Here is a 15,292-nt window from a genome sequence, read left to right on the forward strand (position 1 = left end):
ACTTGGCCAGACCGGTGCCGATCAAAGGAATTTGCGCAGCCCCACCTTTTCCACAACGGCACCGACCACATCCCATTCGACCGGCGCCTGCCAGCAGATATCGAATCCCGTTCGACGATAAAAAGCCAAAGCTGCCGAATTGTCCCGATGGGTTTCGAGCACCGCGACCGAGCCGCCTTTGGTTCGGATAAGGTGGCACGCTTCTGCCACCAATGCTGTGGCTATCCCTCGACGCTGAAACCGCGGTGACACCCAAAGATCGGCGATTTCACCATGCGCGGCGATGACGCCGCACCAGCCCGCGATATCGCCGTCAATCTCCGCGATTATCGCGTGCGGGGTGCATTTGGCGGACATTTCTGCAAAAACACGGCGAGCACCGTTCAGGACTTCCACAGAACTCCAGTTCGGCTCAACCGGATTGGCGGCAAAGGCCTCCAGGCTGATTCGCGCGATCACCGCCGCATCGGCTGCGACGGCGGATCGGATGGTTACCACCACTTCTGCGGCGAGAATTTTCCGGCCGCCTGCTCGATGACATGCGCGGTCTTGAACAGGGTTTCCTCCTCGAACGGCTTGCCGATCAGTTGCAGGCCGAGCGGCAGGCCCTTGTGGTCGAGGCCGGCGGGGACGGCGATACCCGGAAGTCCCGCCATGTTCACCGTCACCGTGAAGATGTCGTTCAAGTACATCTTGACCGGATCGGACGCCAGGTCCTCGTCGGCGATGCCGAAGGCGGAGGATGGGGTGGCAGGCGTCAGGATCGCATCGACACCTGCGTGGAAAGCCAGTTCGAAGTCGCGCTTGATCAGCGTGCGGACCTTCTGGGCGCGCAGGTAGTAGGCGTCGTAGTAGCCGGCCGACAGCACGTAGGTGCCGATCATGATGCGGCGCTTGACCTCCTGGCCGAAACCGGCGGCACGGGTCTTCTCGTACATGTCGGCGATATCCTTGCCGTCGACGCGCAGGCCGTAGCGAACACCGTCATAACGGGCAAGGTTGGAGGAGGCTTCGGCCGGAGCGACGATGTAATAGGCCGGCAGCGCGTATTTCGTATGCGGCAGGCTGATATCGACGATCTCGGCACCGGCGTCCTTCAGCCAGGCGATGCCCTGTTGCCAGAGCGTTTCAATCTCCTCCGGCATGCCGTCGACGCGGTATTCCTTCGGGATGCCGATCTTCATGCCCTTCAGCGATTGGCCGAGCGAGGCTTCGTAATCCGGCACCGGCAGATCGACGGACGTGGTGTCCTTCGGATCGACGCTCGCCATGGACTTCAGCAGGATCGCAGCATCGCGCACGTCACGGGCGATCGGGCCTGCCTGGTCGAGGGAAGAGGCGAAGGCGACGATGCCCCAGCGCGAGCAGCGGCCATAGGTCGGCTTGATGCCGACGGTGCCGGTAAACGCGGCCGGCTGGCGGATCGAGCCGCCCGTATCGGTCGCGGTCGCGCCAGCGCAGAGGAAAGCCGCAACAGCCGCTGCTGAACCGCCGGAGGAACCGCCGGGAACCAGATCAAGGTTCGAGCCGGTGGCCTTCCACGGGTTGATCACCGGGCCGTAATAGGAGGTCTCGTTCGACGAGCCCATGGCGAACTCGTCCATGTTGAGCTTGCCGAGCATGACGGCGCCATCGTTCCACAGGTTCTGGGTAACGGTCGATTCATAGCGCGGCTTGAAACCGTCGAGGATATGGCTGCAGGCCTGGGTGTGGATGCCTTCGGTGCCGAACAAATCCTTGATGCCCAGCGGAATGCCCTCCAGTGCGCCAGCCTTGCCCTCAGCAATGCGGGCATCCGAGGCCTTCGCCATGTCGAGCGCCTTTTCCGGCGTTGTGACGACATAGGCGTTCAGAGCGCCATTGGCCGCCTCGATCGCCCCGATATAGGCCTCCGTCAGCTCGACGGCGGTGATGTCCTTGGAGCTGAGTTTGGTGCGCGCTTCAGCAATGGTCAGGCGGGTCAGGTCGGTCATGGCAGGCTTTCAAAATCAGAGGCGTTCGGGCGGGAGCGACGAAGGGCTTATTCGACGACTTTCGGGACCAGGAAGAAATTCCGGTCCTCGTTCGGGGCATTGGCGATAATGTCATCCGCCTTGTCGCCGTCGGTGACGACATCCGCCCGCTTTTTCATCTCCATCGGCGTCACCGAGGTCATCGGCTCGACGCCATCGACATTCACCTCGGAGAGCTGCTCGACAAAACCCAGGATGCCATTCAACTCGCCGGTCATGCGCTGCGCATCCTCTTCGCTGACGGCAATGCGGGCAAGGCGCGCGACGCGCTTCACGGTGGCGAGATCAACTGACATGGATATTCTCCGAGTACGAAATTTCCTACCCGCTATAATGACCAAGCACCGGGCACGCAACGGGGGAATTTCCGCGTCGCTCACCTCTTCGGGCATTTCCGCAGGGTGAGAGAGGCTAGAAAGAGACGATACCGCCGACGGCCGGAACCTCGACCTTCTCCTTTCCGCCGTCCATCGCCGCGACAAATGTGTCGGCCGTCTGGTCGATGATGCCGAACGAGCCATAATGGCAGGGCAACACGGTTGCGAACTTGAAGAAGCGCTGGCAGGCGAGTGCCGCGACGGCCCCGCCCATGGTGAAGCGATCGCCGATCGGCACAAGGCCGATTTCCGGCTGGTGCAACTCATTGATGAGCGCCATGTCGGAAAAGATGTCGGTGTCGCCCATGTGGTAGAGCGCCGGCTCGTCTTCGAAATGCAGGACCAGCCCGTTTGCGTGGCCGAGTGAATGCGACACGCCATCCTCGGTGATCTGCGCCGACGAATGGAGCGCGTTGACGAAGGTGGTCGAGAAGCCGTCGAGATGAATGGTGCCGCCGGTGTTGCCCATTTCGAGCGCCTTGACGCCGCGCGATCCGAGCCAGACGGCGAGATCGAAGTTGGCGACGACGGTTGCGCCGGTTTCCTTGGCCAGCGCGATCGTATCGCCGACATGGTCGCCATGGCCGTGGGTCAGCAAAATGTGCGTAAGCCCGGCTGCAGCATCCTTGCGCGTGGACTCGTCGAAGGAGGGATTGCCGGTGAAGAACGGATCGATCAGGATCTTCGCCTTGGCGGTTTCCAGATGGAAGGCGGAATGTCCGAGCCATTTGATCTTCATGAAAATACTCCTTGGTGATTTGTCGGCTGGATGCGGATATGGATCACCCGACTAATCCTTAAAGACAGAATCGGCAAATCACATGGCTGTTCTCACGATAGACGAACTCGCATTCAACCTCCTGCCCGGCCAGCCGATCGGCGGGCTCGATCTCGGTACCAAGACGATCGGCATTTCCGTCTCCGACCTCGGCCGGCGGTTCGCGACGCCGCGCGAGGTGATCAAGCGGGTGAAGTTCGGCATCGATGCCGAAGCGCTGCTTGCCATGGCGGCCAGGGAGAAGATCGCCGCCTTCGTCATCGGGCTGCCGATCAATATGGATGGTTCCGAGGGGCCGCGCGCCCAGGCAACCAGGGCCTTCGTGCGCAACATGGCGCAGAAGACCGACATTCCCTTCATCTATTGGGACGAACGGCTTTCGACGGTGGCGGCGGAACGGGTGCTGATCGAGATGGATGTCTCTCGGAAGAAACGCGCCGACCGGATCGATTCGGCCGCCGCCTCCTTCATTCTTCAGGGCGCGCTCGACAGGTTGACATCCTTGGCGAAAGCAGAGGCCTCGGATTCGGCGGACTGAACTGCCGGAAAGCGGGTGTTTAACCAGGCACGAATCTCGCGGCGTTTGCGGAAAACGATGATCGCAAAGACGATCAGGCTGTCGAAAGCAATGGCGCGGGCGACAAGCGGCGGGATGGTTTCCGGCGGCAGGCCGAGCACGTGGCCATAAACGGCGAAGACGAGATCATGCGCCTGACGGGTCAGCATGAAGATGCCGAAGCTCATGTCGTAATAGGAAAGGCCGTACCAACCGGTGAGGAGGATGACGGGGCAAGCCCAAAGGATCAGGAACCACTTCATGCCGCTCTCCCCTCAATCATCATGCCGCGCTTCAACTGCAACGATGCCCAGTCGAGAGCCATGGCGCCGACCAGAATGACGGCGGGGATCGTCAGATCGAGCGCGAGGATCGCAAAAAACATCATCATGATGATCGTCAAGCCAGTTCTCACCGAACGTGCTCCATTCCGGAAATCGTTAAATTTGTCTTCACGCCCCACTCTTGCCCCTTAACCCCAGCCGCGCAACGTAAACCATCCGTTAAGGTTAATTTCCGGACGAAGCGGTTGCCGTCCTGTGGACAAGGGTCTATCGATGGGTCTCTCCCCTCCTTCAGGCCCCTTCATGACGATCATCTTCGAAAGCATCCTGCCGATCTTCCTGCTCGTGTCGCTGGGCGTCTGGCTGAAGCGGTCTCCGCTGATCGATCTGACGCTCTGGGAGGGACTGGAGCAGCTCGGCTACTACATCCTGTTCCCTGCCCTTCTGTTCTCGACGCTGGCGACAGCCGACTTTGCCGGCATGAAGACGGATGCGACGGCGCTGGCGACGATCGGCAGCGTCACGCTGATGTCGGCAGCGCTCCTTTTGCTCTGGCCGATGCTTCGTGCCCGCCACGTCTCGTCCGCCGCCTTCACATCCATCTTCCAGACGGCGACGCGCTGGAACGGCTTCATGGCACTCGCCATCGCGCAGAAGCTCTACGGCCCGCCCGGGCTCAGCCTGACGGCGCTGGTGATGACGTTGGTGATCATCCCGATCAATCTCTACAATGTCGGCGTTCTCATCGGCTTCAACGGCGGGCCGAAGGGTCTGAAATTCTTCGCCTTCAAGATCGCGACCAATCCGCTGATCGTCGCCTCGGCGCTCGGCATCGTGCTGAATGCGTCGGGGATCCCGGTCTACGGACCGGTGCTGACCGCCATCGAGATGCTGGCCAGCGCCTCGCTCAGCCTCGGTCTCGTCATGGTCGGCGCGGGTCTGAAGGTTTCCGATGCGTTGCGGCCGAGCCTTGTCGCGCTTCTCGCCGTCTTCCTGAAGCTAGTCATCATGCCGGTCTTCATGGTCGGCACAGCCTATGCTCTCGGCATTCGCGGCGACAGCCTGCTGGTGATCGCGCTTGGCGCCAGCGTGCCGACCGCGATGAACGGCTATCTGCTCGCCAAGCAGATGGGCGGCGACGCGCCGCTCTACGCGGCTGTCGCCACCGTTCAGACGGTCGTCTCGTTCTTCACCATTCCGCTGGTACTGACCGTTACCGGCTATATCGCCGCCGGATAAAGCAGATCGACGATATAGGCGGAATCGAAGCGCGAATCGAGCATACCGTAGGTCGAGCGCCAGCCGGCAGCGAGACGGGATTCAAGAAAGGCGTCGGCAATTCGCCCTGCCCCGAGCCGATAGAGTTCGGCGGCGGCGGCAGCGAGCGCCAACTGCTCGACCAACATACGCGCCGCGCCTTCGTCGCGCTCGCAGAGTGACATCGCCGCCCGCAGCACATCGACGGTCTTCTTGGCAGACGGGCCGAGATCGCGGCTGATCATCTGGAACAACAGCTCAAACAGATCCTTGCCGCGTGTCAGCACCCTGAGCACGTCAAGCGCCATGACATTGCCGGAGCCTTCCCAGATCGCATTGACCGGCGCCTCGCGATAATGCCGGGCGATCGGCCGCTCCTCGACATAGCCGCTGCCGCCAAGGCATTCCATCGCCTCGTAGATCAGCGCCGGCGCGATCTTGCAGCTCCAGTATTTCGCGACCGGCGTCATGATCCGCGCATAGGCCGCGTCCTCGGCGCTGTCGCGGGCCTTGTCGAAGGCTTCGGCGAGACGGAAGGACAAGGCACTTGCCGCGGCGACGTCCAGCGCCATGTCGGCCAGAACCCGGGTCATCATCGGCTGGGCAATCAGCGTCTTGCCGGACACTCTGCGGCCACGCACATGATGCACGGCTTCGGCAAGTGACGCACGCATCATGCCGGCCGATGCCAAGGCGCAATCGAGCCGCGTCAGCGTCACCATGTCGAGAATGGTGCGGATGCCGGCGTCGGGAGCGCCAAGCACGAAGCCGAAGGTGTCGGAGAATTCGACTTCGGACGAGGCGTTCGAACGATTGCCGAGCTTGTCCTTCAGCCGCTGGAAGCGCAGGCCGTTCGCAGACCCATCCTCCAGAAGACGCGGCACAAGGAAACAGCCGAGCCCGTCGCGCGTCTGCGCCAGCATCACGAAGGCGTCGCTCATCGGCGCCGACATGAACCATTTGTGGCCGTTGAGCCGGTAGATGCCCTCTCCGACCCGCTCGGCCGTCGAGGTGTTGGCACGCACATCCGTACCGCCCTGCTTTTCCGTCATGCCCATGCCGATGGTGACCGACGACTTCTGCATCCAGGGACGGTTGGACGAATCATATTTCCGCGACAGGATTTTTGGCGCCCATTCCTTCTGAACGGCCGGCGAAGCCAAGATCGCCGCCACGGAGGCGCTGGTCATGGTCAGCGGGCAGAGATGGCCGCATTCGAGCTGCGCCGTCAGGTAAAAGCGGATCGCCCGCGCCTTGTGCGAGCGCCCACGTTCGTCGGCGATGTTTTCCCAGGCCGAGGCATGCAGGCCCGATGTCATCGACCGGCGCATCAGCGCGTGCCAGGCGGGGTGGAATTCAACGACATCCAGGCGTTCGCCGCGCGGCCCGTGGGTGCGCAGCTTCGGCACGCCCTCATTGGCCATGCGCGCCAGGTCCTGCGCCTCCGGCGAGGTGACGTAGCGGCCGATTGCCTCGAAATCATCGCGCAACGGGCGCGGCATCGATGCGGCGATGTCGACCACCAGCGGATCGGAGCGAAATGCGTTGATACCCGACCAGGGTTTCGGCTGGTTCAGTTCGGCGAGTTTTTGTTCGTTGCGGTTCAGAGTCATCGGGCGCTTTTAGCGCATGTTTCGGTTATGGGAAACGTGCTTCCATATAGATATGCACGGTCACATCTAACCCTGTTTGCATCACTCGTCGTGCGATGTCCAATGAAGGAGTTGAGTTTCTGGAACACGGAATACGCCTTTGATGCAGACTGAATTGCAGACTGCAATTTGAATATGTGTTTTTTCATAAAAACCGGACTGAGCGTAGATCGGATCTTTCTCTATGAAGACGCCTCTAACTGAGTCGATTTTGGTATTTTCTGATTCCAACATGAAATGGAGCCAGTTGATGACAGCGCAGTCCAAGTCTCTTCGCATCAGGTCTGCGCTATTTTCCGGTAAAGCTGTGCCGGCGGTCTTCATAGTGCTGACAAACGAATGATGCGCCTTGCGAACACGCTCAATCGAATCCAAGGTGGTCATATCAAGACACAAACCAAGATCGATGACTGCGCCAATCACCGCAGGTTGTTTGATTGATGACTTTTTTCGACCCGACAATTCGATAGCGAAATCCAGGCCCCTTTGAGGGTTCGCTTCCCAGAAGTAAATTCCAGGGCCGAGCCAATCATAACGATTCTCGCTTTTCTTGAATGGCTTTCCGGCCAGCAAATCTTCGGCAACGGCAGCGTCACAGCCATGATAGCCGAGCACGAAACTGGTCGACAGCCTTTGCATTATTTGGAAGAGAAACGCTTCGACAACTTACCAGAGGCGGTCGTTATTCCCGCCCTTTTCAAAACAGCCAAAGCTGCTTCTCGTGAAGACGTATGCTTTTTTGTAAACTCGTCCGCATTTTTACGAAAACGGGCCAAAGACGCCGGGGTGCCGAAGTCCGCCGAACCAGAAAGCTGCTTTTTCACGTTCTGTTTTGCCATGGAAGTAAAGTGGCTATTTGCTTTTGCGAAAGCAAGCGGTTTGTTCGCAAGTAATGGAGACCTGATCGCGATTTCTTCAATATCGCATCGTCGCCTTGCCGGTTCGCCCCACAGTCATTATAGACCCACGCAACTTCACCATATGAGGCGGCTTCCCATGGATTTTTTTCCGCATCGCCACCTGCTCGGCATCAAGGGCCTGACGGAACAGGACATCACGCTTCTGCTCGACCGGGCAGACGAAGCCGTCAAGATTTCCCGCCAGAGAGAGAAGAAGACCTCGACGCTGCGCGGGCTGACGCAGATCAACCTCTTCTTCGAAGCCTCGACCCGGACGCAATCCTCCTTCGAACTCGCCGGAAAGCGCCTCGGCGCTGATGTCATGAACATGTCGGTGAGCAATTCGTCGGTGAAGAAGGGCGAGACGCTGATCGATACGGCGATGACGCTGAATGCCATGCATCCGGACGTACTGGTCGTGCGCCACTCCTCGGCCGGGGCCGCCGCCCTCCTCGCACAAAAGGTTTCCTGCTCCGTCGTCAACGCCGGCGACGGCCAGCACGAGCATCCGACGCAGGCGCTGCTCGACGCGCTGACCATTCGCCGCGCCAAGGGCAAGCTGTCGCGCATCATCGTCGCCATCTGCGGTGACGTGCTGCATTCGCGCGTCGCCCGCTCCAACATCCTGCTTCTGAACCAGATGGGCGCCCGCGTCCGCGTCGTCGCCCCTTCGACGCTTCTGCCCTCGGGCATCGCCGATATGGGCGCCGAGGTCTATCACTCCATGGCGGAGGGCCTGAAGGACGCCGATGTGGTGATGATGTTGCGCCTGCAGCGCGAGCGCATGGCCGGCTCCTTCGTGCCCTCGGTACGCGAATATTTCCGCTATTACGGGCTCGACGCCGAAAAGCTGAAAGCTGCCAAGGACGATGCGCTCGTCATGCACCCAGGCCCGATGAACCGCGGCGTCGAGATCGCCTCGGAAATCGCCGACGGGCCTCAGAGCGTGATCGAGCAACAGGTCGAGATGGGGGTCGCGGTGCGCATGGCGGTGATGGAAACGCTTCTTCTCTCGCAGAACCAGGGGCCGCGCGCATGACCAATTCGCTTGTCCTGAAAAACCTCCGCATCATCGACCCTTCGCGCGGCCTCGACGAGACCGGATCCATTATTATCGAAAACGGCGTTATCCGTGCTGCTGGCAAGACCGCCCAGGGCGCTCCGAAAGGTGCCGAAGTCAGGGATTGCAGCGGCCTCGTCGCGGTCCCTGGCCTTGTCGATGCCCGCGTCTTCGTCGGCGAGCCCGGCGGCGAATATCGCGAAACCATCGAATCCGCATCACGTGCAGCCGCCGCCGGCGGCGTCACCTCGATCATCACCATGCCGGATACCGATCCGGTCATCGACGACATCGCCCTGGTCGAATTCGTGCAGAAGGCGGCGCGCGACAAGGCGCTGGTCAATGTCTATCCGGCGGCGGCGCTCACCAAGCATCTCGACGGCGAGGAAATGACCGAATTCGGCCTGTTGCGCGAGGCGGGCGCCGTCTGCTTCACCAACGGCCGGCAGCCGGTCCATGACACGCTCGTCCTTCGCCGTGCCATGACCTATGCCCGCGAGTTTGGCGCCGTCATCGCGCTTGAAACCCGCGACCAATATCTCGGCGCAGGCGGCGTCATGAACGAAGGGCTGCTTGCCAGCTGGCTCGGCCTCTCCGGCGTGCCGCGCGAAGCCGAGATCATCCCGCTCGAGCGCGACCTGCGCATCGCCGGCCTGACGAGGGCGGCCTATCACGCCGCCAAGATTTCCCTGCCCGAATCCGCCGAGGCGATTGCAACCGCCCGCAAGCGCGGCGCCAACGTCACCTGCGGCATATCGATCAATCATCTGACGCTGAACGAGAACGACATCGGCGAATACAGGACCTTCTTCAAGCTCTCACCGCCCTTGCGCGGCGAAGACGACCGCGTGGCCATGGTCCAGGCGCTTGCCGATGGTACCATCGATATCATCGTTTCCTCGCACGATCCGCAGGACGTCGACACCAAGCGCCTGCCCTTCGCCGACGCCGCCGATGGCGCGATCGGCCTGGAGACGATGCTGGCTGCAGCATTGCGCCTGTACCACAGCGGCGACGTGCCGTTGATGCGACTGATCGATGCCCTGTCCACGCGGCCCGCCCAGATTTTCGGCCTCGACGCAGGAACGCTGAAGCCAGGCGCCAAGGCGGACATCACGCTGATCGATCTCGACGAGCCCTGGATCGTCTCGAAGGACGCCATCGTTTCCCGCTCGAAAAACACACCCTTCGAAAATGCCCGCTTTACCGGCCGGGCGGTTCAAACCTATGTTGCAGGAAAACTGGTCCATTCGCTTTGATTGAGCGTGCGGGTTGCCCCTCATCCGCCCTTGCGGGCACCTTCTCCCCGTGAACGGGGAGAAGGACAAGCGGCAAACTCCGTCGTCCCCTCGCCCCGCTTGCGGGGAGAGGGTTAGGGTGAGGGGCAAACGTCCGTCTGGACGGAATTGGGGGAGACAATAGTGTCCGAAATATTTTCCTGGCAACTTGGGCCTGCGCCGACGATCATCAGCATCATCTTCGGCTATCTGCTCGGCACCATCCCGTTCGGCCTGATCCTGACCCGCATGGCCGGCCTTGGTGATGTCCGCAAGATCGGCTCCGGCAATATCGGCGCGACCAATGTCCTGCGCACCGGCAACAAGAAGCTCGCGGCCGCCACTTTACTGCTTGATGCCCTGAAGGGAACTGCCGCTGCGGCAATCGCCTCACGCTGGGGCATCGAGGCCGGCATTGCAGCCGGTTTTGCCGCGTTCCTCGGCCATCTCTTTCCCGTCTGGCTCGGGTTCAAGGGGGGCAAGGGTATTGCGACCTATATCGGCGTGCTGCTCGGGCTCGCGCCGACCATCGTGCTCGTCTTTACCGCCGTCTGGCTCGGCATGGCGAAGCTGACGCGTTACTCCTCCCTTTCGGCACTGGTTGCAACACTCGTCGTTCCGGTTGTACTGTTGGTTTCGGGTTACGGAAAAATCGGCCTGCTCTTCGTGGTGATGAGCATCATCACCTGGATCAAGCATAAGGCAAATATTCAGCGGTTGCTGGCCGGAACGGAAAGCAAGATCGGGCAGAAGGGATAGGACCGCATGTCGAACGCCAGCGCGGGACGAAACGGGATTGCGCTGACGGAACGACAACGGATTGCCTGGCTGAGGCTGATCCGCAGCGACAATGTCGGGCCTGCGACTTTTCGCGATCTCATCAATCATTTCGGTTCCGCCGAAACGGCGCTGGAAATGCTGCCCGAACTGTCGCGCCGCGGCGGCTCCACCCGCGCGATCCGCGTCGCCTCCGTGGCCGAAGCGGAAAAGGAGCTTGCCACAGCCCATCGTTTCGGTGCCCGTTTCCTTGGCATCGGCGAGCCCGATTATCCGCCGGCCCTGCGCCAGATCGACGGTGCACCGCCGCTTCTCGCCGTCAAGGGCAATCCGGCCATCGGCACCGTGCCTTCTCTCGGCATCGTCGGCTCGCGCAACGCCTCGATCAGCGGCACCAAGTTTGCCGCCATGATCGCGCGCGACGTCGGCCGTGCGGGCTACTCCATTATTTCAGGGCTCGCCCGCGGTATCGATACGGCGGCGCACCGTGCCAGCCTCGACACGGGCACGATCGCAGCGCTTGCAGGCGGTCTCGACCAGCCCTATCCGCCCGAAAATATCGGCCTGCTGGAGGAAATCACCGAAGGCAATGGTCTCGCCATCAGCGAAATGCCGTTCGGCTGGGAACCGCGTGCCCGTGATTTCCCACGCCGCAACCGCTTGATAGCCGGCGTCAGCCTCGGGCTTGCTGTCGTCGAAGCGGCCTCTCGTTCCGGTTCGCTCATCACCGCGCGCTATGCCGCCGATTTCGGCAGGCTCGTCTTTGCCGTGCCCGGCTCGCCACTCGATCCGCGCTGCCACGGCACCAATGGCCTCCTGAAGGAGGGCGCGATCGTGACAACGGACGCGCAGGATATCCTGCAAGCACTGGCGCCCCTCAGCCGAATCGACCTTTTCACGCCGCCGCAGGCGGAGGAACCGGGCGAACATGATGCCAAGCCGATGGCGCCGCCGCCGAATGAGAATGATCGCGTGCGGATCACCGATGCGCTTGGGCCAACGCCGGTCGAGATCGACGACATCATCCGCCACACCGGCCTTTCCGCGTCGGCCGTCTATCTTGTCCTTTTAGAACTGGATCTTGCCGGACGGCTTCACCGGCATCCCGGCGGCCTTGTTTCGCTCGCCATTGGCGAATGACAGCTGCCGCTTGCCCGACAGGATGTCGCCGGCCTCGACGAAGGCCATCTCGATCAGGTAGCACAACATGTCCGCGCCCTCATTGCTGGCGACGCCGCGCAGTTCGCCCAGCATCTGCCGGATATAGGTGATCTTGTCATGCGTCTGAGCGTCCCTCTTGCCGGCGCCGGGTGAATTCGGAATCATCGGTTTTCCCTGCTGTGCATTCAACTCGGCCCGCAAACAGGCACATGTGTCCGAGCGGAACCCAGTACCACGCCCTTTGTATGTCATCGCCACGGAGCATCACGAGGCTGGAAGCTCCCCTTCCGGCCGCTTTCCAGCCGAGGACGATTACACTACAAAGACGATAACGCATTTATCTTTAATTGCAATACGCGCTAAATCTCTCATAGGTTGTATTGCGTTGTATTGGCTTATTTTCAACCCGGCACTTGACCGCAGGCGAATCCCTGTCCATGTCGGGGCTTCGATATTTCCCATTGTGCCGCCTCTTCCCGGCATGGCACAGCTTTGAACGGTTGCTCTAAGAATATGACCATGAATGTTGTCGTCGTGGAATCGCCCGCAAAGGCGAAGACCATCAACAAGTATCTCGGACCTGGCTACAAGGTGCTCGCCTCGTTTGGTCACGTCCGCGACTTGCCGGCCAAGGACGGTTCCGTCCTGCCGGATGACGATTTCGCCATGCTGTGGGAGGTGGACAGTTCGTCCGCCAAACGCATGAAGGACATCGGCGATGCCTTGAAGTCCTCGGACGGCCTTATTCTCGCAACCGACCCGGATCGCGAGGGAGAAGCGATTTCCTGGCACGTGCTCGATCTTCTGAAAAAGAAGAAGCTGATCGGCGACAAGCCGGTGAGCCGCGTTGTCTTCAATGCCATCACCAAGAAGGCCGTGCTCGATGCCATGGCCAATCCGCGCGATATCGACGTGCCGCTGGTCGATGCCTATCTGGCGCGCCGCGCGCTCGACTATCTCGTCGGCTTCAACCTGTCGCCGGTTCTCTGGCGCAAGCTGCCGGGTGCCCGTTCGGCCGGCCGCGTACAGTCCGTCGCTCTGCGCCTTGTCTGCGACCGGGAATCCGAAATCGAGCGCTTCGTTTCGGAAGAATACTGGAACCTCTCGGCGCTCCTGAAGACGCCGCGCGGCGATGAATTCGAGGCACGGCTGGTATCGGCCGAAGGCAAGCGCCTGCAGCCCCGTTCCGTTACCAATGGCGAAGACGCCGGCAAGCTGAAGGCCCTGCTCGACGGTGCCGCCTATGTGGTCGAAAGCATCGAGGCGAAGCCGGTCAAGCGCAACCCATCGCCGCCCTTCACCACCTCGACCCTGCAGCAGGCGGCCTCCTCCAAGCTCGGCTTTTCCGCGTCCCGCACCATGCAGGTGGCGCAGAAACTCTATGAGGGTGTCGATCTCGGCGGCGAGACCGTCGGCCTGATCACCTATATGCGTACCGATGGCGTGCAGATGGCCGCGGAAGCGATCGATGCGGCCCGCGACGCGATCGGCAGCCAGTTCGGCAGCCGATACGTGCCGGAAAAGGCAAGGCTCTATTCGACCAAGGCGAAGAACGCCCAGGAAGCCCACGAAGCCGTGCGCCCCACCGACTTCAACCGTACACCCGACCAGGTGAAGCGTTTCCTTGATGCCGACCAGTTGCGCCTCTATGACCTGATCTGGAAACGCGGTATCGCCAGCCAGATGGCATCGGCCGAGATCGAGCGCACCACGGTCGAGATCCTCGCCGACAACAATGGCCAGAAGGCAGGTCTCAGGGCCGTCGGCTCCGTCATCCGCTTCGACGGCTTTATTGCCGCCTACACCGACGCCAAGGAAGACGGCGAACAGAGTGATGACGGCGACGAGGACGGTCGCCTGCCGGAAATCAACGCCCGCGAAAACCTCGCCAAGCAGAAGATCAATTCGACCCAGCACTTTACCGAGCCGCCGCCGCGCTATTCGGAAGCGACACTGATCAAGAAGATGGAAGAGCTCGGCATCGGCCGTCCCTCCACCTATGCCGCGACGCTCGCCACATTGCGCGACCGCGAATATGTCATAATCGACAAGCGCAAGCTGATCCCGGAGGCCAAGGGCCGCCTGGTGACGGCTTTCCTTGAAAGCTTCTTCTCGCGCTATGTCGAATATGATTTCACGGCGTCGCTGGAAGAAAAGCTCGACCAGATTTCCGCCGGTGAGTTGAACTGGAAGGATGTTCTTCGCGATTTCTGGAAGGACTTCTTCGCCCAGATCGAGGACACCAAGGAACTTCGCGTCACCAACGTTCTCGACGCCTTGAACGAGGAACTGGCGCCGCTGGTCTTCCCGAAGCGCGAGGACGGTAGCGATCCGCGTATCTGCCAGGTCTGCGGCACCGGCAAGCTGTCGCTGAAGCTCGGCAAATACGGCGCCTTCGTCGGCTGTTCGAACTATCCGGAATGCAACTTCACGCGCCAACTCTCCTCCGACAGCAATGGCGGCGACGAGGCTTCCGTATCCAACGAACCGCAGTCGCTCGGCAAGGATCCGCATACCGGCGAGGAAATCACCCTGCGCTCCGGGCGTTTCGGGCCTTATGTCCAGCGCGGCGACGGCAAGGAAGCCAAACGTTCGAGCCTGCCCAAGGGCTGGACACCGGCGACCATCGATCACGAGAAGGCGCTGGCGCTTCTCTCCTTGCCGCGCGACATCGGTGCCCACCCGGAAACCGGCAAGATGATTTCCTCGGGCCTTGGCCGCTACGGACCGTTCATCCTGCATGACGGCACTTATGCGAATGTCGATTCGATCGAGGACGTCTTCTCGATCGGCCTCAACCGCGCCGTCGCCGTGCTCGCCGACAAACAGTCGAAGGGCCCCGGCGGACGCGGGCGCACTGCGGCAGCGGCTCTGAAGGAGATCGGCGACCACCCGGATGGCGGGGCCATCACCGTCCGCGACGGCAAATACGGTCCTTATGTCAACTGGGGCAAGGTCAATGCGACGCTGCCCAAGGGCAAGGACCCGGCGTCGGTGACACCGGAGGAAGCCCTTCTCCTCATTGCCGAGCGCGTCGCCAAGGGGGGCATCAAGACGACGAAGGCCAAAGCTACGAAGACGGCGAAACCGAAAACCGCAAAGGCTGAAGGCGCCACAGCGAAAACCGTCAAGCCGAAAGCAGCAGCCAAACCCAAGGCGGCCGCCAAGCCGAAGACGGCAGCAAAAGCCAAGAAGGGCTGAA

Annotated in this window: 17 protein-coding genes; 7 read left to right on the forward strand and 10 right to left on the reverse strand. The window is 61.3% G+C overall.

Annotation, left to right across the window (positions count from 1 at the left end; translation table 11 throughout):
• Positions 1-21 precede the first annotated feature (21 nt).
• From ACSQ3F_RS19050 to ACSQ3F_RS19065, 4 genes are all read right to left on the reverse strand, one after another.
• On the reverse strand, positions 22-501 hold the full coding sequence (locus ACSQ3F_RS19050) for a GNAT family N-acetyltransferase (RefSeq protein ID WP_436101646.1): 480 nt from the start codon (positions 499-501) through the stop codon (positions 22-24).
• The gene (gatA, locus tag ACSQ3F_RS19055; RefSeq protein ID WP_436101647.1) at positions 492-1,973 is read right to left on the reverse strand and encodes an Asp-tRNA(Asn)/Glu-tRNA(Gln) amidotransferase subunit GatA; all 1,482 of its coding nucleotides are present in this window, start codon (positions 1,971-1,973) and stop codon (positions 492-494) included. Before gatA ends, ACSQ3F_RS19050 begins: the two co-directional genes overlap by 10 nt.
• A 47-nt stretch (positions 1,974-2,020) precedes the next feature.
• Complete coding sequence (gatC, locus tag ACSQ3F_RS19060; RefSeq protein WP_436101648.1) at positions 2,021-2,308, reverse strand: Asp-tRNA(Asn)/Glu-tRNA(Gln) amidotransferase subunit GatC; 288 nt, start codon at positions 2,306-2,308, stop codon at positions 2,021-2,023.
• A gap of 115 nt (positions 2,309-2,423) precedes the next feature.
• Complete coding sequence (locus ACSQ3F_RS19065; protein WP_436101649.1) at positions 2,424-3,128, reverse strand: metal-dependent hydrolase; 705 nt, start codon at positions 3,126-3,128, stop codon at positions 2,424-2,426.
• An 82-nt stretch (positions 3,129-3,210) separates the two neighbouring features.
• Here ACSQ3F_RS19065 and ruvX point away from each other — a divergent pair, with 82 nt between their 5' ends.
• Complete coding sequence (gene ruvX / locus ACSQ3F_RS19070; RefSeq protein ID WP_436101650.1) at positions 3,211-3,705, forward strand: Holliday junction resolvase RuvX; 495 nt, start codon at positions 3,211-3,213, stop codon at positions 3,703-3,705.
• Here ruvX and ACSQ3F_RS19075 read toward each other — a convergent pair.
• Entirely contained in the window at positions 3,642-3,986 is a 345-nt protein-coding gene (locus ACSQ3F_RS19075; protein WP_436101651.1) for a DUF6105 family protein, read from the reverse strand. The two genes, ruvX and ACSQ3F_RS19075, sit on opposite strands and share 64 nt — an antisense overlap.
• On the reverse strand, positions 3,983-4,138 hold the full coding sequence (locus tag ACSQ3F_RS19080; RefSeq protein WP_436101652.1) for a hypothetical protein: 156 nt from the start codon (positions 4,136-4,138) through the stop codon (positions 3,983-3,985). The genes ACSQ3F_RS19075 and ACSQ3F_RS19080 overlap by 4 nt, the downstream gene beginning before the upstream one ends.
• Positions 4,139-4,310: 172 nt before the next feature.
• On the opposite strand from ACSQ3F_RS19080, the gene ACSQ3F_RS19085 reads away from it, so the two are divergent.
• A complete protein-coding gene (locus tag ACSQ3F_RS19085; protein ID WP_436102190.1) occupies positions 4,311-5,246 on the forward strand; it encodes an AEC family transporter in 936 nt (311 codons plus the stop codon).
• Here ACSQ3F_RS19085 and ACSQ3F_RS19090 read toward each other — a convergent pair.
• The 3 genes from ACSQ3F_RS19090 to ACSQ3F_RS19100 form a co-directional block, all read right to left on the reverse strand.
• The gene (locus ACSQ3F_RS19090; protein WP_436101653.1) at positions 5,228-6,877 is read right to left on the reverse strand and encodes an acyl-CoA dehydrogenase family protein; all 1,650 of its coding nucleotides are present in this window, start codon (positions 6,875-6,877) and stop codon (positions 5,228-5,230) included. The genes ACSQ3F_RS19085 and ACSQ3F_RS19090 overlap by 19 nt on opposite strands.
• Before the next feature lie 81 nt (positions 6,878-6,958).
• Positions 6,959-7,531 (reverse strand): hypothetical protein, encoded by a 573-nt coding sequence (locus ACSQ3F_RS19095; RefSeq protein ID WP_436101654.1) that lies wholly within the window; start codon positions 7,529-7,531, stop codon positions 6,959-6,961.
• Between the two features lie 23 nt (positions 7,532-7,554).
• Positions 7,555-7,740 (reverse strand): hypothetical protein, encoded by a 186-nt coding sequence (locus tag ACSQ3F_RS19100; RefSeq protein ID WP_436101655.1) that lies wholly within the window; start codon positions 7,738-7,740, stop codon positions 7,555-7,557.
• Between the two features lie 172 nt (positions 7,741-7,912).
• Between ACSQ3F_RS19100 and ACSQ3F_RS19105 the strand changes: the two genes are divergently transcribed.
• The 4 genes from ACSQ3F_RS19105 to dprA all read left to right on the forward strand — a co-directional run bounded on the left by ACSQ3F_RS19105 (position 7,913) and on the right by dprA (position 12,069).
• Positions 7,913-8,854, forward strand: coding sequence for an aspartate carbamoyltransferase catalytic subunit (locus tag ACSQ3F_RS19105; protein ID WP_436101656.1), 942 nt, complete (start codon positions 7,913-7,915; stop codon positions 8,852-8,854).
• Positions 8,851-10,134 (forward strand): dihydroorotase, encoded by a 1,284-nt coding sequence (locus ACSQ3F_RS19110; protein WP_436101657.1) that lies wholly within the window; start codon positions 8,851-8,853, stop codon positions 10,132-10,134. Before ACSQ3F_RS19105 ends, ACSQ3F_RS19110 begins: the two co-directional genes overlap by 4 nt.
• Before the next feature lie 162 nt (positions 10,135-10,296).
• Positions 10,297-10,911: a glycerol-3-phosphate 1-O-acyltransferase PlsY gene (plsY, locus tag ACSQ3F_RS19115; RefSeq protein WP_436101658.1), complete on the forward strand. Its 615-nt coding sequence runs from the start codon at positions 10,297-10,299 to the stop codon at positions 10,909-10,911.
• A gap of 6 nt (positions 10,912-10,917) precedes the next feature.
• Positions 10,918-12,069, forward strand: a complete 1,152-nt coding sequence (gene dprA / locus ACSQ3F_RS19120) for a DNA-processing protein DprA (protein WP_436101659.1) — start codon at positions 10,918-10,920, stop codon at positions 12,067-12,069.
• On the opposite strand, the gene ACSQ3F_RS19125 is transcribed toward dprA, so the two are convergent.
• Entirely contained in the window at positions 11,998-12,255 is a 258-nt protein-coding gene (locus ACSQ3F_RS19125; protein WP_436101660.1) for a hypothetical protein, read from the reverse strand. The two genes, dprA and ACSQ3F_RS19125, sit on opposite strands and share 72 nt — an antisense overlap.
• A gap of 354 nt (positions 12,256-12,609) precedes the next feature.
• Here ACSQ3F_RS19125 and topA point away from each other — a divergent pair, with 354 nt between their 5' ends.
• The gene (topA, locus tag ACSQ3F_RS19130) at positions 12,610-15,291 is read left to right on the forward strand and encodes a type I DNA topoisomerase (RefSeq protein WP_436101661.1); all 2,682 of its coding nucleotides are present in this window, start codon (positions 12,610-12,612) and stop codon (positions 15,289-15,291) included.
• The last annotated feature ends 1 nt before the right edge of the window (position 15,292 follow it).

This window comes from Pararhizobium sp. LjRoot238, assembly GCF_964252955.1.
Classification (GTDB): domain Bacteria; phylum Pseudomonadota; class Alphaproteobacteria; order Rhizobiales; family Rhizobiaceae; genus Pararhizobium.